The 22,139-nt window shown below is 63.4% G+C and carries 16 protein-coding genes and 1 tRNA gene; 5 read left to right on the forward strand and 12 right to left on the reverse strand.

The features are described from left to right. A complete protein-coding gene (gene argS / locus MUN85_RS08905; RefSeq protein ID WP_250506381.1) occupies positions 1-1,656 on the reverse strand; it encodes an arginine--tRNA ligase in 1,656 nt (551 codons plus the stop codon). Between the two features lie 177 nt (positions 1,657-1,833). Here argS and MUN85_RS08910 point away from each other — a divergent pair, with 177 nt between their 5' ends. Next, a complete protein-coding gene (locus MUN85_RS08910) occupies positions 1,834-3,027 on the forward strand; it encodes an Nramp family divalent metal transporter (RefSeq protein WP_250506417.1) in 1,194 nt (397 codons plus the stop codon). A gap of 51 nt (positions 3,028-3,078) precedes the next feature. Here MUN85_RS08910 and MUN85_RS08915 read toward each other — a convergent pair whose 3' ends face one another. From MUN85_RS08915 to MUN85_RS08945, 7 genes are all read right to left on the reverse strand, one after another. Then, positions 3,079-4,374: an MFS transporter gene (locus tag MUN85_RS08915; RefSeq protein ID WP_431603556.1), complete on the reverse strand. Its 1,296-nt coding sequence runs from the start codon at positions 4,372-4,374 to the stop codon at positions 3,079-3,081. A 426-nt stretch (positions 4,375-4,800) separates the two neighbouring features. Next, positions 4,801-4,873, reverse strand: a tRNA-Arg gene (locus MUN85_RS08920). A gap of 69 nt (positions 4,874-4,942) precedes the next feature. Beyond that, a complete protein-coding gene (locus MUN85_RS08925) occupies positions 4,943-6,178 on the reverse strand; it encodes a CynX/NimT family MFS transporter (protein WP_250506383.1) in 1,236 nt (411 codons plus the stop codon). Beyond that, positions 6,175-6,936 carry a glycerophosphodiester phosphodiesterase family protein gene (locus MUN85_RS08930; protein WP_250506384.1) on the reverse strand — a complete coding sequence of 254 codons (762 nt, stop codon included), beginning with the start codon at positions 6,934-6,936 and terminating at the stop codon, positions 6,175-6,177. Before MUN85_RS08930 ends, MUN85_RS08925 begins: the two co-directional genes overlap by 4 nt. A 10-nt stretch (positions 6,937-6,946) precedes the next feature. Then, positions 6,947-7,933, reverse strand: a complete 987-nt coding sequence (locus MUN85_RS08935; protein WP_250506385.1) for a peptidoglycan DD-metalloendopeptidase family protein — start codon at positions 7,931-7,933, stop codon at positions 6,947-6,949. A 141-nt stretch (positions 7,934-8,074) separates the two neighbouring features. Then, a complete protein-coding gene (locus MUN85_RS08940) occupies positions 8,075-9,136 on the reverse strand; it encodes a hemolysin family protein (protein WP_250506386.1) in 1,062 nt (353 codons plus the stop codon). Continuing rightward, positions 9,133-10,479, reverse strand: a complete 1,347-nt coding sequence (locus MUN85_RS08945; RefSeq protein WP_250506387.1) for a hemolysin family protein — start codon at positions 10,477-10,479, stop codon at positions 9,133-9,135. The genes MUN85_RS08940 and MUN85_RS08945 overlap by 4 nt, the downstream gene beginning before the upstream one ends. Positions 10,480-10,778: 299 nt before the next feature. Between MUN85_RS08945 and MUN85_RS08950 the strand changes: the two genes are divergently transcribed. The 4 genes from MUN85_RS08950 (at position 10,779) to MUN85_RS08965 (ending at position 18,375) form a co-directional block, all read left to right on the forward strand. Further along, on the forward strand, positions 10,779-14,561 hold the full coding sequence (locus MUN85_RS08950; RefSeq protein WP_348647971.1) for a multifunctional oxoglutarate decarboxylase/oxoglutarate dehydrogenase thiamine pyrophosphate-binding subunit/dihydrolipoyllysine-residue succinyltransferase subunit: 3,783 nt from the start codon (positions 10,779-10,781) through the stop codon (positions 14,559-14,561). A gap of 104 nt (positions 14,562-14,665) precedes the next feature. Beyond that, positions 14,666-15,235, forward strand: coding sequence for a GDSL-type esterase/lipase family protein (locus MUN85_RS08955; RefSeq protein ID WP_250506388.1), 570 nt, complete (start codon positions 14,666-14,668; stop codon positions 15,233-15,235). 83 nt (positions 15,236-15,318) lie between these two features. After that, positions 15,319-15,888, forward strand: coding sequence for a hypothetical protein (locus MUN85_RS08960; protein ID WP_250506389.1), 570 nt, complete (start codon positions 15,319-15,321; stop codon positions 15,886-15,888). Positions 15,889-16,005: 117 nt separating this feature from the next. Next, positions 16,006-18,375 carry a glycogen/starch/alpha-glucan phosphorylase gene (locus MUN85_RS08965; RefSeq protein ID WP_250506390.1) on the forward strand — a complete coding sequence of 790 codons (2,370 nt, stop codon included), beginning with the start codon at positions 16,006-16,008 and terminating at the stop codon, positions 18,373-18,375. 48 nt (positions 18,376-18,423) lie between these two features. Here MUN85_RS08965 and MUN85_RS08970 read toward each other — a convergent pair whose 3' ends face one another. The 4 genes from MUN85_RS08970 to MUN85_RS08985 all read right to left on the reverse strand — a co-directional run bounded on the left by MUN85_RS08970 (position 18,424) and on the right by MUN85_RS08985 (position 21,732). Next, a complete protein-coding gene (locus MUN85_RS08970) occupies positions 18,424-19,428 on the reverse strand; it encodes an FtsX-like permease family protein (RefSeq protein ID WP_250506391.1) in 1,005 nt (334 codons plus the stop codon). Between the two features lie 80 nt (positions 19,429-19,508). After that, a complete protein-coding gene (locus tag MUN85_RS08975) occupies positions 19,509-20,144 on the reverse strand; it encodes an ABC transporter ATP-binding protein (protein ID WP_250506392.1) in 636 nt (211 codons plus the stop codon). Between the two features lies 1 nt (position 20,145). Further along, positions 20,146-21,225: a peptidoglycan-binding domain-containing protein gene (locus tag MUN85_RS08980; RefSeq protein ID WP_250506393.1), complete on the reverse strand. Its 1,080-nt coding sequence runs from the start codon at positions 21,223-21,225 to the stop codon at positions 20,146-20,148. A gap of 3 nt (positions 21,226-21,228) precedes the next feature. Continuing rightward, a complete protein-coding gene (locus MUN85_RS08985) occupies positions 21,229-21,732 on the reverse strand; it encodes a hypothetical protein (RefSeq protein ID WP_250506394.1) in 504 nt (167 codons plus the stop codon). Positions 21,733-22,139 lie beyond the last annotated feature (407 nt).

Raw genomic sequence — 22,139 nt, forward strand, 5'->3', positions numbered from 1 at the left:
CTACATTCTGTCGGGCGCGCTCACACCGAGGATGTCGAGTCCGTTCCGCAAGACCTGGGTGACGGCGTCGTTGAGCCACAGCCGCGTGCGGTGCGTGTCATCGACCTGCTCGTCACCGCGCGGGGTGACGCGGCAGCGGCCGTACCAGGTGTGATAGGCCGCGGCGAGCTGCTCAAGGTAGCGCGCGATGCGGTGCGCTTCGCGGTTTTCGGCCGAAAGAGTCACGACGCGCGGGTACTCCGCGAGCATGCCGAGCAGTTCGGCTTCCGAGTCATCGGTCAGCAGCGAGGCATCGAAGGCGTCCTCGCGACGCACCCCGTGCTCGGCCGCGTTGCGCGCGACATTACGCGTGCGCGCGTGCGCGTACTGGACGTAATAGACGGGGTTGTCGTTGTTTTGCTGCTGCAGGTCCTCAGCCTTCAGGTCCAGCGTCGTATCGGTGGGGTAACGCGCGAGGGTGTAGCGCAGCGCGTCGGTGCCGATCCACTCGATGAGATCGTGCAGGTTGATGACGTTGCCGAGGCGCTTGCCCATGCGGCCACCGGAGATGTTGATGAACTGGCCGATGAGGATCTCAATGTTCTTGTCCATGTCGTCGCCGGCGCAGGCGGCAACGGCCTTCATGCGCCCCACGTAACCGTGGTGGTCGGCGCCGAAGAGGTAGATCTTTTCTGGGAAGCCGCGATCGCGCTTGGACAGGTAGTAGGCGCAGTCGGCCGAGAAGTAGGTCTTGGACCCGTCAGCCTTGACCAGGACGCGGTCCTTGTCGTCGCCGAAATCGGTGGTGCGCAGCCAGACCGCGCCGTCCTGATCGTAGACGTGGCTCTGCTCGCGCAGTCGGTCGATGGCGGAGTCGATGGCGCCGGTCTTGTGCAGGTTGTCGTTTTCGGAGAACCAGACGTCGAAGGTGACGTTGAAGTCCGCGAGGGTGTCCTTGATCTGCTGCAGCTGGTGCTTGTAGCCGAGGTCGCGCGCGAGGGCGATGCCTTCGCTTTCGGGCAGGTCGACGAGATCGGGGCGCTCGGCCAGGGCCTTGGCGGCGAGCTCGTCGATGTATTCGCCGGGGTAGCCGCCCTCGGGGATCTCTTCACCCTTGGCTCGGGCCAGCACGGAGGCGCCGAAGGTGTTCATCTGGCTGCCGGCGTCGTTGATGTAGTACTCCGGGGAGACCTCGGCGCCCGCGGCGCGGAGCACGCGAACCAGGGCGTCCCCGACGGCTGCCCAGCGGGTGTGGCCGATGTGCAGCGGGCCGGTGGGGTTGGCGGAAATGTACTCCAGGTTGATGCGCTGGCCCGCGAGGGTATCGGAGCGGCCGTACTGTTCGCCGGCTTCGACGATGGCGCGGGCAAGCTCGCCGGCGGCGCCCGCAGCGAGGCGAATGTTGATGAAGCCGGGGCCTGCGACCTCGACGGCGTCAATACCGTCGGCGCTGGTCAGGCGGTCGGCCAGCAGTTGCGCAAAGGCGCGCGGGTTCGTGCCGGCCTTCTTGGCCAGCTGCATCGCAATGTTCGTCGCCCAGTCACCGTGTTCGCGCTGGCGCGGTCGCTCGACCTTGACCTGCTCGGGCACGTCGGCCTCCGTCAGGCCGATCTCGCCATCGGCGATAGCGGCGAGGAGCGTTTCACGGATGAGTTCGGAAAGTTCTGCAGGAGTCACGAGGTCAATTCTACGCACCTTTTCGCGCGAGTATTCCTGTGGCGTGTGGCACGCGATTTCGCGCAGCGACGGGTTAGCGATACACTAGTGTTCGTGCGACCGAAATCTTCTCCTCAGGCGACTGATCCCCGCGAGCTCGGCACCCCCGGTGCGGTGACGGGATTTAGCCGTGCCCGGATGATTACGTTGCTGGGGCCCGCCTTCGTCGCGGCCGTGGCATATGTCGATCCGGGCAACGTCGCAGCGAACATCACGGCCGGTGCGCGCTACGGTTATTTGCTGGTGTGGGTGCTGGTGCTGGCAAACGCCATGGCCGTCATCGTGCAGTACCAAAGCGCGAAGCTCGGTATCGTGACCGACTCGTCCCTCCCCCATCTCCTCGGCCGCCGCCTAAAGCGCCGCAGCCGGTTGGCGTTTTGGGGTCAGGCAGAAATTGTTGCTGCGGCTACCGATCTCGCCGAAGTGATTGGCGGCGCGATCGCCCTGCATCTGCTTTTCGGCGTTCCTCTTGTGGTGGGCGGCGTGATCGTCGGCGTCATTTCGATTGCGCTACTTTCGATCCAAAACCGCCAGGGCCAGCGCCCGTTCGAACTGTTCGTCATTGCGCTGCTTGTGATCGTGACCTTGGGATTCCTCGCGGGGCTCGTCTTTTCGCCGCCCAGTGCCGCCGGAGTTCTCGGCGGATTGGTGCCGCGCTTCGAGGGTGTCGGCTCCCTCCTGGTCGCGGCGTCCATGCTGGGCGCGACCGTCATGCCACACGCGATCTATCTGCACTCCTCGCTCGTAAAGGACCGGCACGCGGAGTCGGAGCACGACAAAGAGGTTCTCCTGCGCGCCTCCCGCATCGATGTCACGTGGGCGCTGATCATTGCGGGCGCGGTCAATATTGGGCTGCTCCTGCTTGCCGCCTCCGCACTCGCCGGGGTTGACGGTACGGACACGATCGAGGGCGCGCACGCCGCGATCTCGAGCGCGCTTGGACCGACCATCGGAATCGTGTTTGCGGTCGGGCTGCTTGCCTCCGGTCTGGCCTCCACCTCCGTCGGTGCTTATGCCGGAGCAGAAATTATGGCGGGCCTGCTTCACGTGAAGATTCCGCTGCTTGCGCGTCGGGTCATCACGCTGCTTCCCGCGCTGATCATTTTGGCGCTGGGCGCGGAACCGACGTGGGCTCTCGTGATTTCTCAGGTCGTCTTATCCTTCGGCATTCCCCTCGCGATCATCCCGCTGATGAAATACACCCGGGATCGCTCCATCATGGGACGGTTCGCCGACGGACGAGCACTGCGATGGACATCCACTGTCATCGCGATCCTCATCGTCGCGCTGAATGCCGTGCTCATTATTTTGACCGCGCTCGGCATCGAGTAACTCGGAAACGAGGAGGTGCCCAGTACTCCTCGTACCGGGCACCTCGTCGTATTACGCCTCGTGGTTCGTGCTGCGCTTGGAGTGAGCCTCCATCAGTTCCTTCTCGTCGCGGCCAACGATCCCGAACAGCACGACTGTCAGGATGGAGAAGGCGATAAAGACGATGAAGGTGAGGTTCCAACCGAAGTTGTGCACGAGGATGCCAACACCGGATGAGGCCAACGTGGCGCCCAAGAGGTAACCGAACAGGCCCGTAAACCCTGCTGCGGTGCCCGCGACGTTATGGGGCGACAAGTCGATCGCCTGCAACCCAATAAGCATCACGGGTCCGTAAATCAGGCCACCGATAATCGCGACCAGCAAGATGAGAATCCAGATCGGAGTGCCGACCGGCACGAGCCAGTAGGCAGCAATGGCAATTGCCGTGGCAACCGTGAATGCAATTCCGGCACCCGAGCGGAAGCCACCAAAGACGCGGTCTGACATCCAGCCACACAGGATGGTGCCGACAATTCCAGCGAGCTCGAAGGCGGCAAAGCCAATGAAGCCGGATCCGATCTCGGCGTTGTGTTTGGCTGCAAGGTAGACCGTGATCCAGTTCAAGACGCCGTATCGCAGCGCATAGACGAACACGTTAGCCACCGCGAGCATGACGATGGTGCGGTTGGTCAGGACGTGCTTGAAGATCATCTCCTTGGCGCTCATGTTCGGGTCATCGCCAGATTCCACCTTCGCCGGATCATCCCGGTACTCCTCGATCGGGGGCAGCCCGACAGATTCCGGAGTATCGCGCATCAGGAAGAAAGCAAGCGCGGCCACTGCGAGAGCGACAACGGCAGGCAGCCAAAACGCTGATTGCCATTGCTCCCCCGTCCAGGCCAGGCCCAATGCCGCGAGTCCAGCGACACCGGCGCCGCCCACATTGTGCGCGGTGTTCCAAATTGACGTTTTCATTCCGCGCTCATTGGTGGAGAACCAGTACACGAGCGACCGGCCGCTAGGCGGCCATCCCATGCCCTGGAACCAGCCATTGATGAACATCACCGTGGCAAAGGTGGCGACGGTGCCGGAGATCCATGGCACGAATGCCACTGCGAGGTTGGCTAACGCTGAGAGCGCAAGTCCGATAGGCAAGAAGTACCGAGCATTCGCCCGGTCGGAAATCATGGCGGAGAAGAACTTCGACAGCCCATAGGAGAACAGCACGGCGTTAGAGATGACACCGATACCAATGGTGTTAATCCCCGTTTCTTCCATGAGGAGCGGGGCAACAAGCGAAATGTTGTTGCGTATCAGGTAAAAACCCGCGTATCCAATGAAAATGCCAAGAAAAACTTGAGTGCGCAATCGAGGATAGGTTCGACGGACTTCTTCATCCGACAACCTCGGCGCTGGTGGTGGGGCTTTCAGCCACCCGGGGATCGACATCGTAGTCACTCCTTTTGGACCTGAGGGGAATTACTTCAACCTCTTGCGGTATGACGACCATAAGCAACCCCGAAGAGGTGACAAAAGGCCCAATTCAGTGCATCGCGCCACACTAAGTGTTCACCCGCCGTTAACTTGGCATTCATGCGGAATCCAGGCCGGGGATGTGACACTCATCATGGAACAGAATTGCAACTATTCCCTAGCGAGTCAGCGGCATCGGAACATTTGTGCGTTTTGTTCCGGCAACTCATTGATCTTTGTCGACGGAGAGCACTTCTTCGCTGGGGTCGTCGCTGTCGGCTTCGATGCCGATGGTGCAACGTGTTGGCGGACATGAAAAAGCGCCCCGAACAGGACTCGAACCTGCGACCTTCTGCTCCGGAGGCAGACGCTCTATCCGCTGAGCTATCGGGGCCGGTGCGCCGCGGCGCGGTCTCTATCTTACCCACGGAGGGCGGCCAGAAGAAAACTCGCTGGCTGTGAGTTATCGCGGCGCGGCAATCGCGCCAAGGTCATCGTCAACATCGCCGGGAGCCGAGGCATTGATCCCCGCGATCGCGAGTCCGACCGCCCCACACGTCAGGACGATGAGCGGCACCTGCCAGCCCCCGGTCACATCGACGAGGACGCCGATGATGAGGGGGCCAAGGCCCGCCGCTAGGTAGCCGATCGATTGCGCGAACGCAGATAGGCCCGCGGTGACGTCGACGTGTCGGGAGCGGATCGAAATGAGGGTGATCGTCAGAGGGAAGCAGAACCCGGAGATGCCGAGGGCGAGGGCCCACAGCCAGGGCGCAGTCGTCGGCATGAAGTACAGCCCGAGGTAGCCCACGGCGAGGAGGGCGGCTAGGGAGAGTACGAGGGGGCGCAGGTCGGTAAGGCGCGTGGCCAGGACGGGTGCGATGAGTCCGCCGGGAATGCCCATTCCGGCGATGATCGTGAGCATCCAGCCGGCGGTGACGGGATCGAGGCCGGCGTCGCGATAGATCTGCGCGGCCCAGCCGAATTGGACGTAGGCGTTCATCGACTGCAGGCCGAAGAACAGGCTAATCCAGCGGGCCTTGGGCGACCTCGCCACGGCACCGATGAGCGAGCTGCCGCGCGCTTTGATTCGCACGCCGCGCGGGTCGCGCCGCACAATGACGGCAAGCAGCACCGCCATCGCGCACAGCGCGAAGATGGCCCAGAAGGCAAGGGCGCTGCGCCAGCCACCCGGCAGCAGGTTCGCGAGGGGTTGGCTGACGGCGGTGGGGATCGTCGCGCCGATCGCGAGGCACGTCGTGTACAGCGTCATCATCGCCCCGATGCGGTTGGGGAAATGGAGCTTGACGAACACGGGCGCGAGCACGTTGCCCATCGCCATGCCCGCGAGGCAGAGAATTGTGAAGGCGAAGAACAGCGGCAGCGGCACGAATGGGCGTGCGGCCAGGCCGATGAACACGGCGCTCATGATGAGGCCGAGTGCGCGGTGGAGCCCGAAGCGCGTCGAGACCGCCACCGCGAACAGGCCCGTGGCCGCGAAGACGAAGCCCGGCAGTGCGGTGAGGATGCCGGCGGCGCTGTCCGAAAGGTGGAGGCCGGCTTGGATTTCGGCGAGCAGGGGCCCAATGGAGGTGGCGCCCGCGCGCAGATTCAAGGCGAGCAGGGCGACGGCGCTCAGCAGCAGCCACGCGTAGGCTCCGTGCGGCGACTTCGGCAGCCCGAAGCGCGGGCTCGTCATGTCAGGTCCGCGACTACGTCGAGCGCGACGCGGGGGCGGTCGGTGACGATGCCGTCGACGCCGAGGGCGAACAGGCGCCGCATCTCGGCGGCCTCGTCGATCGTCCAGACGTGGACCTGCAAATCGATGGCGTGGCAGAGCTCAACAAACCGGCGGGTGACGACGGGGATGGTGCGAAACCGCGCGGGAACCTGGGCAGCGATGGCCTCGCGGATGGCGGGGATGCGGCGCGCGCGAGCCGCGCCGGCCCGAAGCGAGAGGAGCGAGAGCGAGACGAGGCGCGCGGTCGCCTCCTGGCCGATGGAAACGGCGGCGTGCGGGTTGATGCTGCGAATGAGGGCGAGGCGCTTATCGGAAAACGAGGCGAGGCACATCCGTTCGCTGTGGTAGCGGGCCAGGCGCGCGAGCGGCCCGGCGACCGCGTCGGATTTCGCGTCGATATTGAAGTGGAGGTCCGGGTAGGCGGTGAGCGCCTCGTCGAGCCGGACGGGCGGATCGCCCGCGGTATCGCGCAGGGTGCTGAGCTCCTGCCACGTCATCGTCGTCACGAGTCCGCTACCGCTGAGTGTGCGATCAACTGTGGGGTCGTGGATCAGGACGATGACGCCGTCGGCGGTGATGTGGGCATCGGTCTCGAGGTAGCGCACGCCAAGCGCGTGCGTATGGGCGAGCGCGCTCCAGGAGTTTTCGGGTACCTCTGCCCCGCCGCCGCGATGGGCGAAGATGAGCGGAGGAGCTTCGAGATAGGGATGGGCCACGTAACGCAGGCTAGCAGGAGCCCGGCGAAACTGCCCCTACCTCTTTCAGCCAGGGCAACGGGTCAACGGTGTGCATGTCCGAACCGACGTGGACCTCAAAGTGCAGGTGCGGCCCCGTCGAGTTGCCGTAGTTGCCCACCGCGCCGATCACGTCGCCGGCCTTGACCTTTTGGCCTTCGCTCACGAAGACGCCGTTTCTAAACATGTGGACGTACCACGTTTGGACCTTTTGGCCGTTAATTTCGTGCTCAATGATGACGAGCATTGAGGAGCGGCCGTCGATGCCGTTGCCGGCGTGCTTGACGACGCCGTCGGCAACGGAGTGGATCGGCGTGCCGACGGGCGCGGCCATGTCGGTGCCCTCGTGCTTGGAGGTCGTGCCGAAGATCGGGTGCACGCGCGTGCCGTAGGAGGAGGTGTGGCGGTAGGCGCCGTCAACGAGCGGCATCACGGCCGTGAGTTCCTGCTCTTCTTGCAGGGCGGCGCGCAATCCGGAGGCGCCTTCGATGGCCTGCTCGCAGGTACCGATGGTGCGGTCCAGGGTACGTGAGGCCGAGATGGTCGTAGCGCGCGTGGCGGCGACGGGATCGTTTTGCAGCGATTCCGGCAGGACGGGCCTGCCTTCAGCTTCGCTCGTTGTCACGGCGTCGGTGAAGTGCGAGGCCGCGGGCACCATGGCCGCGGAGGTGGGGGTGACTTCCGGCAGGGCTTGGGCCTGGGGCGCCGCCGAGGGGCCGACCATTCCGGTCAGCGGGGCGGCAATGGTGAGCGCGCCAAGGGATGCGGCAATGGCCAAGCGCGGCGCGAGATGGCCGCGGGTCTTGGTGGTTGGGGTCTGTGCCCGCAGGTCACGTCGCGACAGGGCTGGCAGCGTTTCAGTTGCCGCTTCGTCACTGGGGACGGCGCCGGCGATCCTGGCGAGCGTAGCGCGCTCGCGTTCGCGGATCTGGCGTCGGGTCAACGGCTGAGTGCCGTTGTCGTGCGCGCAGATGGTCATAAAAGAAGCGTCCTTAGGAGGGTAAGTCAGCATATGTCGGCCGCAGCCATCTCGATACTACACCGAGGTGTCGGCGCTGTTACAAAACGGTAACGCAGATGTGCGAGCAGGTCTACGCCCCGGTTTCACCTGTGAACACACTCACCCGTCTTCCGCATACCTGTGGGGCTCTCGCTGCATGACATCGCGGACTTCGCCGACGAGTTCTTCCAAAATGTCTTCGAGAAAGACGACCCCGATGCTCTGGCCGTCCTCGTCGTCGACGCGCGCGAGGTGCGCTCCGGTGACCTGCATGGTGCGCAGGGCCTCTTCGACCTGGTCGCCGGGCCGTACGCGGGCGAGCGCGCGGATGCGCCAGCTGGCAATCGGGCGGTGACGCTCGTGGCCCTCGGCGTACAGCACGTCCTTGACGTGGACGTAGCCGATGAGGCCCCCCGAATCGTCGAGGACGGGGAAGCGGGAAAAGCCGGTGCGGGTGACATCGGCTTCGACGTCGGCGGGAGTCGCGCCGCGCGTGATCGTCACGAGGTCGTCGGTGGGGACCATGACGTCGACGGCGCTTTCTTCCGAGAACTCGATCGCGCCGGAGAGCAGACCGAGATCATCTTCTAGGACGCCCTCGGCCTGGCTGCGCTCGACGATGGAGGCGACTTCCTCGGCGGTGAAGGCCGCCGCGACTTCGCGCTTTGGCTCGACGCCGAAGAGTTTCAGGACGATGTTGGCGATCCCGTTGAGGGCGACGAGGATCGGGTGGATGGGCTTGGAGATCCACACGAGTGGCGGCCCGAAGATCAGAGCGGCCGTCTCCGGGGAGGCGATCGCCAGGTTCTTGGGCACCATTTCGCCGACGACGACGTGCAGGTAGATCACGATGGTCAGGGCGACCGTGAATCCGACGACGTGGCTCGCCTGGGCGGGCAGCCCCATCGACATGAGCGGACCCTCGACGAGCTTGGCGACGGCTGGCTCGGCGACAGCGCCAATACCCGTCGAGCAGATCGTGATGCCGAGTTGGGCGGTGGCGAGCATGTCGGTGACGTGTTCGAGCGCCCACATGACGGTGCGGGCACCGGCGCGGCCGGACTCAACTAGCGGCTCCATCTGGGAGCGACGCACCGACATGATGGCGAATTCGGCGCCGACGAAAAAGGCGTTGAGGGCCAGCAGGATGAGGCCGATGATGAGGGCGGTCGTGGCGCTCATCGCTCGCCGCCCTCCGTGAGCATGCCGGCGGGGCCGACGTCGGGCTCCGGGTTCACGCTCCACGTGCGGATGCGATCGACGCGGCGGCCGTCCATGCGCTCGACGGCCAGGATCACGTCGCCCACCCTTACCTCGTCACCCACGGCGGGAATGCGCGCGAGGCGATCCATGATGAGGCCGCCGAGCGTTTCGTACGGCCCATCATCTGGCACGGTGAGGTGGGTTTGTGCGGCGAGTTCGTCCGGCCGCAGCACCCCAGGCACCATCCACACCCCGCCCTTGAGCGAGCGTGCGCCCTGGCGGCGCCGGTCGTGCTCGTCGGCGACGTCGCCCACGATCTCTTCCACGACGTCTTCCAGCGTCACGATTCCGGAGGAGCCGCCGTACTCATCGACGACGACGGCCATTTGCAGGCCCTCGGCGCGCAGGTCAAGCAACAGCGGCGCGAGCGGCATGGTCTCGGGCACTCGGGGCGCCTCGACCATGAGCGAGGAGGAGACCACCGGCACTTCGCCGCGGCGCTCGTAGGGCACCGCGATAGCGCGTCGGAGGTGGACGAATCCTAGGACGTCGTCCATGGAGCCATCGACGACGGGAAAGCGGGAATGTCCGGTCGTGCGGGCGAGCGCGACGACGTCGGCGGCGGTATCGGAGCGATCCAGGGTGTGGACGCGGCCGCGGTCGGTCATGACGTCGATAGCTTGCAGCGCGCCGATGCCGATGGAGCGGGTAAGCAGGTTCGCGGTCCCCACATCGAGGGTGCCTTCCTCGGCGCTGTGACGCACGAGCGCGGCAAGCTCGGAGGCCGATCGCGCGCCGGAGAGCTCCTCGCTCGCCTCGACGTGAAACCAGCCGAGGATCGCGTTGGCCGAGTTGTTCAGCAAGACAATGACCGGGCGGAAGATCGTCGTAAAAATGCCCTGCAAGGGGGCGACGAATCCGGCAGTGCGCAGCGGATCGGCGAGCGAGGCGTTTTTCGGGATGAGTTCGCCAAACAGCATCGAAAACGCGTTGACGCAGACGAAGGCGATCGCCACCGCTATGCCGGTAGCCGCTCCCCCACCGAAGACGCGCCCGACGATCGGGCTGAGCAGGTTCGCGAGCGCCACCTGCGTCGTGTAACCCAGCAGGATCGTCGTCAGCGTAATGCCGACCTGCGCTCCCGATAGGTGCGTCGACAGGTGTTTGAGTTCTTGGGCGACCGTCGCCGCCCGCTTATCGCCGGCGGCAGCGCGTCGCTCCACGGTTGAGGGGTCGAGCGCGACGAGGGAGAATTCGGCGGCCACGAACAGTGCGGTTCCGGCCGTGAGGAGGACGCCAAAGGCGATCATCACCCAGTCCATTTATCGCCTCCCGGTAGCGGAGCGTAACGGACTGGGGCTGGTACTTCGGGAGCTCATGATGGGCTCAGTTTACGTGCAGCGCGCGGCCGGTCCAAGCGATACCGGAACTTGACGCAATTCGGGGCAGGAGTTGACGCATCACCCCGATTAGATTGACGGGGTTTTTACCCGATGATGACGCGGAAAATCAGGAACGTGATTCGCGTTCCTTTCCCTGGGTATTTCGTCCCATACCGTCGCGCTTTCGCCTATGGTTGAAAGGCGTTGTCCACACTGTGTGAAAGAGGGCGAAACCCCAAGTGTCCAGAGATGAACACCCCGACGATCTTGCGTCGAGCTTTGGTGCCAATGAATGGCTGATCGACGAGATGTACGACAAGTACCAGGCCGATCCGCAATCCGTTGAGCCTGCCTGGCGTGAGTTCTTCGCCAAGCGAGATGGCACGAGCGCCCCCGCCGATGAAAAGAGCGGCAAGCCCTCCCGCGCCCCCGAACCAGAGCCCGCGCCGAAGGCAGCCGAAGGCGGCAGCGATCAGGACTCCGTCTCCCACATCGATCCGCGCACGCTGATCAATGAAGCGGCCGATTTCCACGATCGTGGGCTGCCCCCGGTCAAGGCCCAGCCGGCCACCTCCGTCTACGCCAATTTCGTCGACGCCGACGAGGCAGGCGAGGAGGACAAGGCCGAGGATCAGGTCGAACGGCTGCGTGGCCCCGCCGCCCGCGTCGTCACCAACATGGAGACGTCCCTGGAGTTGCCAACGGCGACCTCGGTGCGGTCGGTGCCGGCCAAGCTGCTGATCGAAAACCGGCTGCTCATCAACTCCCACCTCGCTCGTACCCGTGGCGGCAAGGTCTCCTTCACCCACCTCATCGGCTTCGCGCTCGTCGAGGCGCTCGGCGAGGTGCCGGATCTGAACGCCGCCTACGACGAGGTTGACGGCAAGCCCGCGGTTAAGCACCCCGCGCACGTCAACATGGGGCTCGCGATTGACATGCCGAAGCCCGATGGCACGCGCCAGCTCCTCGTGCCCTCGATCAAGGCCGCCGATGAGATGGACTTCGCCCAGTTCTGGGCCGCTTACGACGATATTGTTCGCAAGGCCCGCAACTCCAAGCTCACCGTCGATGACTTCATGGGCACGACGATCACGCTGACGAACCCCGGCACGATCGGCACCCAGTTCTCCGTCGCGCGCCTGATGAAGGGCCAGGGCGCCATCATCGGCGTCGGCGCGATGGACTACCCGGCCGAATACCAGGGCGCCTCCGCCAAGACGATCGCCCGCATGGGCGTCTCCAAGATCCTGGCGCTGTCCTCCACCTATGACCACCGCATCATCCAGGGTGCGGCCTCGGGCGAGCTGCTCAAGGTCATGGCAACCAAGCTCACCGGCCAGGACGGCTTCTACGATCGCGTCTTTACCGCGCTCCGCATGCCCTACGCCCCCGTGCGCTGGCAGCGCGACGTCGAATTTGATACCAAGCGCGAGCTCAGCAAGTCCGCGCGCATCGCGGAGATGATCCACGCCTTCCGCTCGCGCGGCCACCTGCAGGCGGACACCGATCCGCTGGCCAGCCGCCAGCGCCGCTTCCACGATCTCGATTTCACCAACCACGGCCTGACGCTGTGGGATCTGGATCGCACGTTCCCCACGGGCGGCTTCGCCGGCACCGACGCACTCACGCTGCGTGAGATTTTGCAGCAGCTGCGCGATGCCTACTGCCGCAACGTCGGCATCGAGTACATGCACCTGCAGGATCCGGCCCAGCGCGCCTGGTTCCAGGAGCGGCTGGAGCGTCCCTTCCAAAAGGCCTCCAACGAGGAACAGCTGCAGATCCTGTACAAGCTCAATGAGGCCGAGGCCTTCGAGACGTTCCTGCAAACGAAGTTCGTGGGCCAAAAGCGCTTCAGCCTGGAGGGCGGCGAATCGCTCATCCCGATGCTCGACACCGTCCTGACCTCCGCGGCGCGCGAGGGCTTGGATGACGTCGCGATCGGTATGGCGCACCGCGGCCGCCTCAACGTCCTCGCCAATATCGCGGGCAAGTCCTATGGCCAGATCTTCGACGAGTTCGAGGGCAACATGGACCCGCGCACCGTTGAGGGCAGCGGCGACGTGAAGTACCACCTCGGGACGGAAGGCACGTTTACTTCCCCCACCGGTGAGCACACCAATGTGTATCTCGCCGCCAACCCCTCCCACCTGGAGACGGTCAACGGCGTGCTCGAGGGCATTGTGCGCGCCAAGCAGGACCGGATCGACCTTGGCACCAAGGGGTACTCCGTGCTGCCGATCCTCATTCACGGCGACGCGGCCTTCGCGGGCCAGGGCGTCGTGCAGGAAACGCTGAACCTGTCCCAGCTGCGCGGCTACCGCACCGGCGGCACGATGCACATCATCGTCAACAACCAGATTGGCTTCACGACGGGGCCGGCCTCCTCGCGGTCCTCGCAGTACTGCACGGACATCGTCAAGGGCCTGCAGATCCCGGTCTTCCACGTCAACGGCGATGACCCCGAGGCCGTCGCGCGCGTCGCGAAGATCGCCTACGACTTCCGCCAGGAATTCAACAAGGACGTCGTTATCGACCTCATCTGCTACCGCCGCCGCGGGCACAACGAAGGCGATGATCCTTCGATGACGCAGCCGGTCATGTACTCGCTCATCGAGAACAAGGCATCCGTGCGCCAGCTCTACCAAGAGGCCCTCATTGGTCGTGGCGATATCTCCAGCGAGCAGGCCGAAAGCGCGCTCGCGGACTTCAAGGCCAAGCTGGAAGAGGCCTTCGCCTCGACGAAGGACGATTCGGGCCACCGCACGCTCGATTCGGGTGAGGGCGGCGACGTCGTGAGCCCGGACTCGGATTCGGTTGCTGGCCTGGAACTGCCGAGCTCGCAACAGGAAGATGCCGGCGTCATGGTCGGCTGGTCGACTGCGATTCCGCAGGCGATGGTCGAGCGGATCGGCCAGGCGCACCTGCGTCCGCCGGAAGGCTTTACCGTTCACCCCAAGCTGAAAAAGCTGCTGGAGCGTCGCGACAAGATGACGAAGGACGGCGGCATCGACTGGGGCATGGGCGAGCTACTCGCCTTCGGCTCGCTCCTGATCGAAGGCGTGCCCGTCCGTCTGACCGGCCAGGATTCGCGCCGCGGCACCTTCACCCAGCGCCACGCCACCTTCCACGACTACGTCACGGGCGCGGAGTGGACTCCGTTGCAGTACCTGACGGAGGACCAGGGCAAGTTCTGGGTCTACGACTCCCCGCTGTCAGAGTACGTCGTCATGGCCTACGAGTACGGCTACAGCGTTGAGCGTCCCGATGCGCTCGTGCTCTGGGAGGCGCAGTTCGGTGACTTCGTCAACGGCGCGCAGATCGTCGTCGATGAGTTTGTCTCCTCTTCCGAACAGAAGTGGGGCCAGCGCTCCTCCGTCGTGCTGCTACTGCCGCACGGCTACGAGGGCCAGGGACCGGACCACTCCTCGGGCCGCATCGAGCGCTTCTTGCAGCTGTGCGCTGAGGACAACATGATCGTCGTCCAGCCGTCAACGCCGGCAAACCACTTCCACATGCTGCGCCGCCAGGCCTACAACCGCCCGCGCAAGCCCCTGATCGTGTTCTCCCCCAAGCAGCTGCTGCGCCTGAAGGCCGCGGCGAGCGCCGTCGAGGATTTCACGACGGGGTCCTTCCAGCCGGTGATCGGTGAGGTCGGCGAGGTAAACAATGTGGACCGCGTGCTCATGTGCTCGGGCCGCGTCTACTACGATCTGGCAGCCCAGCGCGACAAGCGCGGCGATTCCTCGACGGCGATCATTCGCCTGGAGCAGCTCTACCCGCTGCCGGTCGAGGAGCTCAAGGCAGAACTGGCTAAGTACGAGGGCGCGGAGCTCGTCTGGGTTCAGGACGAGCCGGAGAACCAGGGCCCGTGGTACCACATTGCGATGCAACTGGCCCCGCAGCTCGATCGCCCAGTGCGCGTCATCTCCCGCCCGGCGGCCGCCTCGCCGTCGGCGGGCACGATGAAGCTCCACCAGTCGCAGGCCGAGAAGCTCTTCGCGGCCGCATTCGACCGCTCCTAGCGGCAACCGCCCACACAGGCAACGCACGGAGGACCGGCAGGCAACTGCCGGTCCTCCTTCGTTTGAGCAATGCGGCACAATGGAGGTGACAGAAAGGGGCGCACATGCGCATTGTGGTCATCGGAGACGAGCTCGCTGCCGGACTTGGCGACGCCCGCTATCTCGGATGGGTGGGACGCGTCATGGCGCGCAGTCAGCTGCCCGAGCCCGCCTTCATCGCCAACCTCGCGCTTCCCGCTGTCGACACCACCCAGCTTGCCCACGGCTGGCGCACCGAGGCCGAAAGCCGCATCAGCCACCGCGAGGAAACTCGGCTCGTCGTCGGTCTCGGCATCGGCGACGTTCGCTCCGGCCTTTCGGCCGCCCGTTCCCGGTTAAACCTCGCGAACATTCTTGATGGCGCCACCGAATCTCGCATCCCCGCGTTCGTGGTGGGGCCGCCGCCGCTGACTGCGCCGGGAGACATCGCCGAGCTTTCCGCCGCCTACGCTGACGTGTGTCAGCGCCGATCCGTGCCCTATGTTCATACCTACGCGCCGCTTTCGGCGCACGAGCAGTGGCACGCCGACATCGCACAGTTCGACGGGAAGCACCCGGGGCAAATCGGCTACGGCCTGCTTGCTTGGCTGGTTCTGAACCAGGGCTGGGAGTCCTGGATTTCTCCGCGTCTCTAGCTCCTGGGCCTTCAGTCCCGCTAAAACGGGCCGGCTGCGAGACACGATGGAAGCCAGATCGTTTTCCATCGCAAGGAGGCCGCATGTCACTCACTCCGGTGACGCACTCGATCGCGGACCTCGCCCGGCCGCTCGCGGCACTCGCGGCGATGTTTATCGCCGAGCCCCGCGACAATCAGATCGCCTACCTTCGTAATCCCGACGTCACCTCGCGCTGGCCGCTGAGCGGCGCCGTCTTCCAGCGCGGCGCCGACCTCGTCGTCGAATCCGCCCTCGCGCGTGAGTCCGGCGCCAAGATCTGTGCGGACTACCACCGCCAGCTTGCCCCCGACGTTAAACTCAACGCCCAACCGCTCGCCCGCCAGCACCGCGATGTGAATCCGCATGACGTGTTAGAGGCCTTTGCCTCCGATGGCGCGCTCATCGAGAGCGACCTGCCGGCCGATCACCTTGGCGTCATTCTGGCCGCGATCGCAGCGGCCGCACGCGCCGGCAAGGAAGACCACGCACGCGCGTGGACGCACGCCTACCTCGGGACGTGGGCGATTACCGCCTGCGAGCAGCTCGCCTTGCGTAGCGCGACGATGTTCTACCAGGGCGTTTTTACCCTTACCGCCGCTCTCCTGGCAGACCTCACCTCCGAGCCGAGGTGAAGGCGCTCACCTTCGTCGGCGGTCATCCGCGCGATACGTCCCTAACCCGATAGGCTGGCATCAGTCGGGCCGGCCGGTGCTGGCCCGAACGTGTGTATCCATTAAAGGAGCCATCCGATGACAAACCTGACCGAACGACTCGGCGCCCAGGTGCGCACCGTCGCCGGCCGCACGCCCGAAAACTCCACCGACTACGAGTTTTGGACGGGCCTATCCGCCGCCGTGATCGAGCAGATCGCCGACCGCTGGGAAAAGACCACCCAGGCCTATGCCGCCGGCCGCCAGCAGCATTACCTCTCCGCTGAGTTCCTCATGGGCCGCGCCATGCTGAATAACCTCACCAACCTCGGCATGGTCGACGAGGCCAAGAAGGCTGTGTCCGCCTTCGGCAAGAACCTCACCGATGTTCTCGAATCTGAGCACGACGCTGCCCTCGGAAACGGCGGTCTCGGCCGCCTCGCAGCCTGCTTCCTCGACTCCTGCGCCACCCAGGACCTGCCCGTAACCGGCTACGGAATTCTCTACCGCTACGGCCTGTTCAAGCAGTCGTTTTCCAACGGCTTCCAGAGCGAGCACCCCGACCCGTGGATGGAAGAGGGTTACCCCTTCGTCATTCGCCGCGAAGAACAACAGCGCATCGTAAAGTTCGATGACCTGACCGTGCGCGCGATCCCCTACGACATGCCAATCACTGGCTACGGCACGGACAATGTCGGCACGCTGCGGCTGTGGAAGTCCGAACCGATGGAAGAGTTCGACTACGACGCCTTCAACTCCCAGCGCTTCACCGACGCGATCGTCGAGCGCGAGCGCGTCAATGACCTGTGCCGCGTCTTGTACCCCAACGACACCACCTATGAGGGCAAGGTGCTGCGGGTACGCCAGCAGTACTTCTTCGTCTCGGCCTCGCTGCAGTCGATGGTCGATACCTTCATCGCCCACCATGGTGAGGACCTCACCGAGTTCGCCACCTACAACTCGATCCAGCTCAACGACACCCACCCGGTCCTCGCCATCCCCGAGCTCATGCGGATCCTGCTCGATGAGCATGACCTGAGCTGGGAAGATGCCTGGAACGTCGTGACCAACACGTTCGCCTACACCAACCACACCGTCCTTGCTGAGGCCCTTGAGACCTGGGAGTACTCGATCTTTGACAAGATCTTCTACCGCGTCCTGGAAATCATTAAGGAAATCGATCGCCGCTTCCGCCTCGAACTCGCGGAGGAAGGTTTCGACCAGGGCAAGATCGACTACATGGCGCCGATCCAGTCGGGCCGAATCCACATGGCCTGGATCGCCTGCTACGCCGCCTACTCCATTAACGGTGTCGCGGCACTGCACACCGAGATCATCAAGCATGACACGCTGCATGACTGGTACGAGATCTGGCCCGAGAAGTTCAACAACAAAACCAATGGCGTGACCCCGCGCCGCTGGCTGCAACAGTGCAACCCGCGCCTGGCCAAACTCCTCACGCGCCTGGTGGGCTCCGATGCCTGGGTAACGGACCTTGACCAGCTTAAGACCATCGAGTCCTACGTCAGCGACGACTCGGTCATGCAAGAGCTGCTCGAGATCAAACATGCGAACAAGGTCGACTTCGCGGCGTGGATTAAGGACCGCGAGGGCATCGAAATCTCGCCGGACGCGATCTTCGACGTTCAGATCAAGCGGCTGCACGAGTACAAGCGGCAGCTGATGAATGCGCTGTACCTGCTCGACCTGTACTTCCGGATTAAGGACAACCCGGATTGGGATCTGACTCCGCGGGTCGCGATCTTTGGTGCGAAGGCCGCGCCGGGCTACGTTCGGGCCAAGGCGATCATCAAGCTCATTAATGAGATTGCGCGCCTGGTCAACAACGATGACGAAGTGGGCGACAAGCTCAAGGTCGTCTTCGTGGAGAACTACAACGTCTCCCCCGCCGAGCACATCATCCCCGCCGCCGACATCTCCGAGCAGATCTCCACGGCCGGTAAGGAAGCTTCCGGTACGGGCAACATGAAGTTCATGATGAACGGTGCCCTGACCCTTGGCACGCTCGATGGTGCGAACGTCGAGATCGTCGAAGCGGTCGGGCACGACAATGCCTACATCTTCGGAGCAAAGGTCGAAGAGCTACCTGCACTTCGAGAAAACTACGACCCGCGCTACCTCTACGAAACCGTCCCCGGCCTCAAGCGGACGCTTGACGCTCTGACCGATGGGACGCTCGATGATGGCAACACCGGAATGTTCCATGACCTGATTCGTTCCCTGTTGGAATCGCCCGGTTACGAGCCGGCCGATCTGTACTACGTCCTGGGCGACTTCGATGCCTACCGCACGGCACGCGACCAGATGGCCGAGGATTACCGCGACCAGCTCGCCTGGGCGCGGATGTGCTGGATCAATATCACCAACTCCGGACGCTTCTCCTCCGACCGGACCATCGCCGACTACTCACGCGATGTCTGGAAGCTTGACGCAACGCCAATCTCTTAGCGATTGAGCGAGAAGGGGCCGGGAGCAATCCCGGCCCCTTCGCCGTAGCTATGGAGTACGCAAAACCGCGACCGGATCACGTCTCGATGCCCAGATCGCCGGGATCACGGGAGCCGCCACCGCAGTGACAACGACCAGAATCCAGATTGCTAACGCTGAGCGCAGCGGAACGGGCTCCAGCCACGTGGCAGCAATCGCCAGACCAGCGACAGCACCAAGAAAAGCTCCGCCGATCGCAGGCAACGCTGCCTGCCCCACGGTGAAGAGTGCGAGCTGCGCTCGGGTGGACCCGAGGGCTCGTCGACGCCCTAAATCTCGCCGATTCGCAATGACATTAGTCATCGAGATAATAGCGGTGAAAATTGCTCCTGCCGTGAGAATGCCGAGCAGAACTGCGGCCCCGTACCTTGCATATTGCGCTGAAAACAACTGTGATGCAGCGGCAACACCGGAGGGATTATCGATCGTAACTATCGCTCCATCGCTCGTTCCAATAATGGCGTAAAGCGCCGATGTTACAGTCTCGATGACTGCGAGGTCCGTGACAATGACGCGTACCTCTCGGTAGTGTGTCGCAGGCGTCGCTACGGTAAGGATCGTTCCAGTAAGGTCCTCAAAACCTGAGCGCGCTGCAACCTCGCCTGCGAGCGGGAAACCCTCCCCCGCCTCAGACTCTACGTAGCCGACTGGTGCCGAGAAATGAAGCGCCGCCGTCGTCTCGGCTCCTACAACAACGCCGGTCCCCGATGGTGGTAGCTTTCCAACAACTACCCTGGCGACAGCGGAAATGTCGCTCACTTCGCGGGCTGAAACGGGCGCCGCGCCTTCGAGCGGCAAGGCACGGACATCTCGCACCGGAGAGAACCCCACCGCGCGTTCCACTCCGCTGACTGCACCCAGGTGCTCAATCTTCTCGGCAGTGATCCACTGATCATCGCTTCGGTCGGTCACGGTGAGAATTCGGGCACCTGTTGAGTCGATATGATGCCGTAACTGTTCCGCGCTCGCCGCATTCTGGCCAGCAGTGAGCAGGGCTGCAATCACCGTTGCCATGACGACTAGAAACGTCGAAATAGTCGAAGTACGTTGAGCCAGTGCCGCCCGCCACGAATCGCCTAGAAGTACACCTGGTTTCACAATCGCAACTCGCAATCTGCGACTTCGACCACGCGGGGATCGTGAGTTGCAACAACGACAACGCACCCATCACGAGCAGCGCGACGCAACGCCGAAAGCACACGGTCGGAGTTCATCTGGTCGAGGTTGCCGGTTGGTTCGTCACCGAGGACCACTAGCGGGTCGTTCATCAGCGCTCGAGCCGTCGCGGCACGTTGGGCCTGACCACCGGATATTCTCGTCGGAATGGAATTCGCCTGATCCGCCAGACCAAACTGCTCGAGAAGCTCATATGCACGGGAACGAGCCGCTTGGCGGGAGTGGCCCGCATACAGGCTCGGCTCCATCACGGACTCCACAATGGGGCGATGGGCATCGAGTTCGGAATCCTGAAAAATGAAACCAATTTTCGCACTGCGGATCTTGGCACGCTCGGCGTCAGGGAGGCCCGCAGCATCTATCCCATCGAGAATGACCGTACCGCGTTGGGGAGTAAGGAGCAGTCCAAGTAGGTAAAGCAGAGTCGATTTACCGCTGCCGGATTCACCCGTGAGTGCAGTGAATTGTCCGGCTGGGAAACTATGACTGAGGCCCCCATAAAGTTCCGGAGTATTCCGCGTATAGGAAAACGCTAGGTCGGTGACCGTCAGCATTTTATTCAGCTTCCCGCGCTGGGTCTAACAACCGCACGGTATCCCCGATGTTCAAACCATCGACGATGGCAACGCCCTGTCCGGATGCTAGTACTCTCACGGACAGCTGCTCCTCACCGTTCGTCCCAATGCGCGTCACGGTAGCGGATCCATCAGGCTGGATCGAAAGAGCTGCGAGCGGTACCGCTGGCCCCTGGGTTTCCGGAGTAATGAGGACGGTACTCTCAACGGTCGTCGTTTCTTGCAGCGGCAGGACTCCGCACTCGCTGCCACACACGACCGAGCCGTCGGGGGCTGTGAGCTTCAACTTGGAAGCGCCAGACTGGTTGTCTTGCGTAACGTCCGCGATGGCGGCATCCCACGCGTATTCGCCGTAACGTACGGTGATATCAGCGTCTTGCGGGATAGCAGCGGCCTGGCTTGGCGAGAGTGTCATGACAAAGCTTGGGTCAGCAGCAGGTCGAAGAAATATCCCGGCACCCTCAGACACAAGCGAACCGATCACTGCAGTCTCGGCATTGGGGAGCAGCGCGGATGGGAGAGAAGGCGCGGCAACGAGACTTCCACGCTCCCACGAACCCGTCACTGGAAGCCCTTCGGCCTTTTGGAACCTCGTTGATGCGGCAGCAGTCCGGGGGCCGTACTGTCCGTCTGCCTCCCCTGAGAGGTGACCTTTCGCTATCAGCATGCGTTGAACTTGCGAGACATCGGCGCCGCGATCACCCGGGCCCAGAGATCGATAGAACGGGGTATCGCCTTCAGCGAGAATAGTCCAGTTCCCGTCGATGGCGTAGAGCTTGTCTCCCGTGGAAAAACTCCCGTCAGTCGCATCCCCCATAGCTGTCAGAACTCCGGGCCGGAGATTAGCGGCAAGGGCCAAACTCGCTCGATTGATGGTCGTTGAGTAGGAAAAGCTCTTGCCAATCCGCTGCTCGATGACTTCTACATCCACTGGTGATTGATTCAGATCGGATTCACTCGTCGGTGCTCGATTTGCAACGACGGTTCCCGCCCAGAACACCGCGGCAAGCACGACACCAATACCCAGGACCGAAAGCGCAATGCGCGTAACTCGATTCATGATCTAGCGCCCATACAGCAGCGTATTGGGGGCGATCTGGCGGCAGTTCTCAGCCAGCTCCAAGCCTTCCTCTGAGCTCGCGCTCGCCAGCGCGGAATTTGCGGGGTCCCGCATCCACGAATACGGGTCCCACCCGAGAGCCTCATAATTGCCCTCTTCGGAGACATAACGATCTTCCGTCGGAATGCTTTCGCGGTTGACGCTCACGCCGTAGCTGGCCACGCAGTCCAGATAGAACTCGGTCAGGTACTGATATTGAATACGATACTGATCGGCCTCCCACGGGCGCTGGTACCAAGCCTCAATTGGATAGGAGCCAACGCACTCAGCAACAGCCCTCTGATAAGACGCGCGTTGGTCTTCCGGCACTCCGCTGTCATCGCCAAATCCCTTACCGCTTACGACGAGTCCTGCTTCCTCATGGCTCGGAAAGCCCTTATCCGTCACACACTGAGCCCAAATCTTGGCGCTCTCATCAGGATGGACCCAACGCACAAGATCAGGCATAGCGAACGAATCTGGTTCAAGACCGCCAGCCGTCAGAACATTGTTCACCTGAGATTGGCGAGATTGATCCTGCTCGTCAGCGGTGACGTCCCGGGCAGAATACGATACGGAAGGCTGCCACCGAGAAACGTCACGTACTCCATCAGATGTACTACTCGCGGTGTCGGTTGTGCGCTCGGGGCTCGCATCTCCCGAGCAAGCCGCAACCGTCACGACACAACAGGCTGCAACGAGCCCCACGATTCTCATTCTCGTTCGACGTGACATCCTCACAACCATTTCCGGCAAACCACTAGGAGCGAAGACCTCGGACAGCAGAATTCTAGCGTGGCTCGCAGTATCCTGTTCCAGATCGCACGGCGTCTCCCGTCACAGACCAATTTGCAGTCCGACTGTTTGTCTGCACC

The organism is Bowdeniella massiliensis (assembly GCF_023634005.1).
GTDB lineage: Bacteria > Actinomycetota > Actinomycetes > Actinomycetales > Actinomycetaceae > Bowdeniella > Bowdeniella massiliensis.

Bases quoted from the DNA above. Each gene is read 5' to 3' on its own strand.
- MUN85_RS08940 (WP_250506386.1), bottom strand. From the start codon at position 9,136: ATGAGCGCCACGACCGCCCTCATCATCGGCCTCATCCTGCTGGCCCTC.
- MUN85_RS08945 (WP_250506387.1), bottom strand. From the start codon at position 10,479: ATGGACTGGGTGATGATCGCCTTTGGCGTCCTCCTCACGGCCGGAACC.
- MUN85_RS08970 (WP_250506391.1), bottom strand. From the start codon at position 19,428: ATGGCAACGGTGATTGCAGCCCTGCTCACTGCTGGCCAGAATGCGGCG.
- MUN85_RS08965 (WP_250506390.1), top strand. From the start codon at position 16,006: ATGACAAACCTGACCGAACGACTCGGCGCCCAGGTGCGCACCGTCGCC.
- MUN85_RS08935 (WP_250506385.1), bottom strand. From the start codon at position 7,933: ATGACCATCTGCGCGCACGACAACGGCACTCAGCCGTTGACCCGACGC.
- MUN85_RS08925 (WP_250506383.1), bottom strand. From the start codon at position 6,178: ATGACGAGCCCGCGCTTCGGGCTGCCGAAGTCGCCGCACGGAGCCTAC.
- MUN85_RS08960 (WP_250506389.1), top strand. From the start codon at position 15,319: ATGTCACTCACTCCGGTGACGCACTCGATCGCGGACCTCGCCCGGCCG.
- MUN85_RS08955 (WP_250506388.1), top strand. From the start codon at position 14,666: ATGCGCATTGTGGTCATCGGAGACGAGCTCGCTGCCGGACTTGGCGAC.
- MUN85_RS08975 (WP_250506392.1), bottom strand. From the start codon at position 20,144: ATGCTGACGGTCACCGACCTAGCGTTTTCCTATACGCGGAATACTCCG.
- MUN85_RS08910 (WP_250506417.1), top strand. From the start codon at position 1,834: ATGATTACGTTGCTGGGGCCCGCCTTCGTCGCGGCCGTGGCATATGTC.
- MUN85_RS08980 (WP_250506393.1), bottom strand. From the start codon at position 21,225: ATGAATCGAGTTACGCGCATTGCGCTTTCGGTCCTGGGTATTGGTGTC.
- MUN85_RS08985 (WP_250506394.1), bottom strand. From the start codon at position 21,732: ATGCCTGATCTTGTGCGTTGGGTCCATCCTGATGAGAGCGCCAAGATT.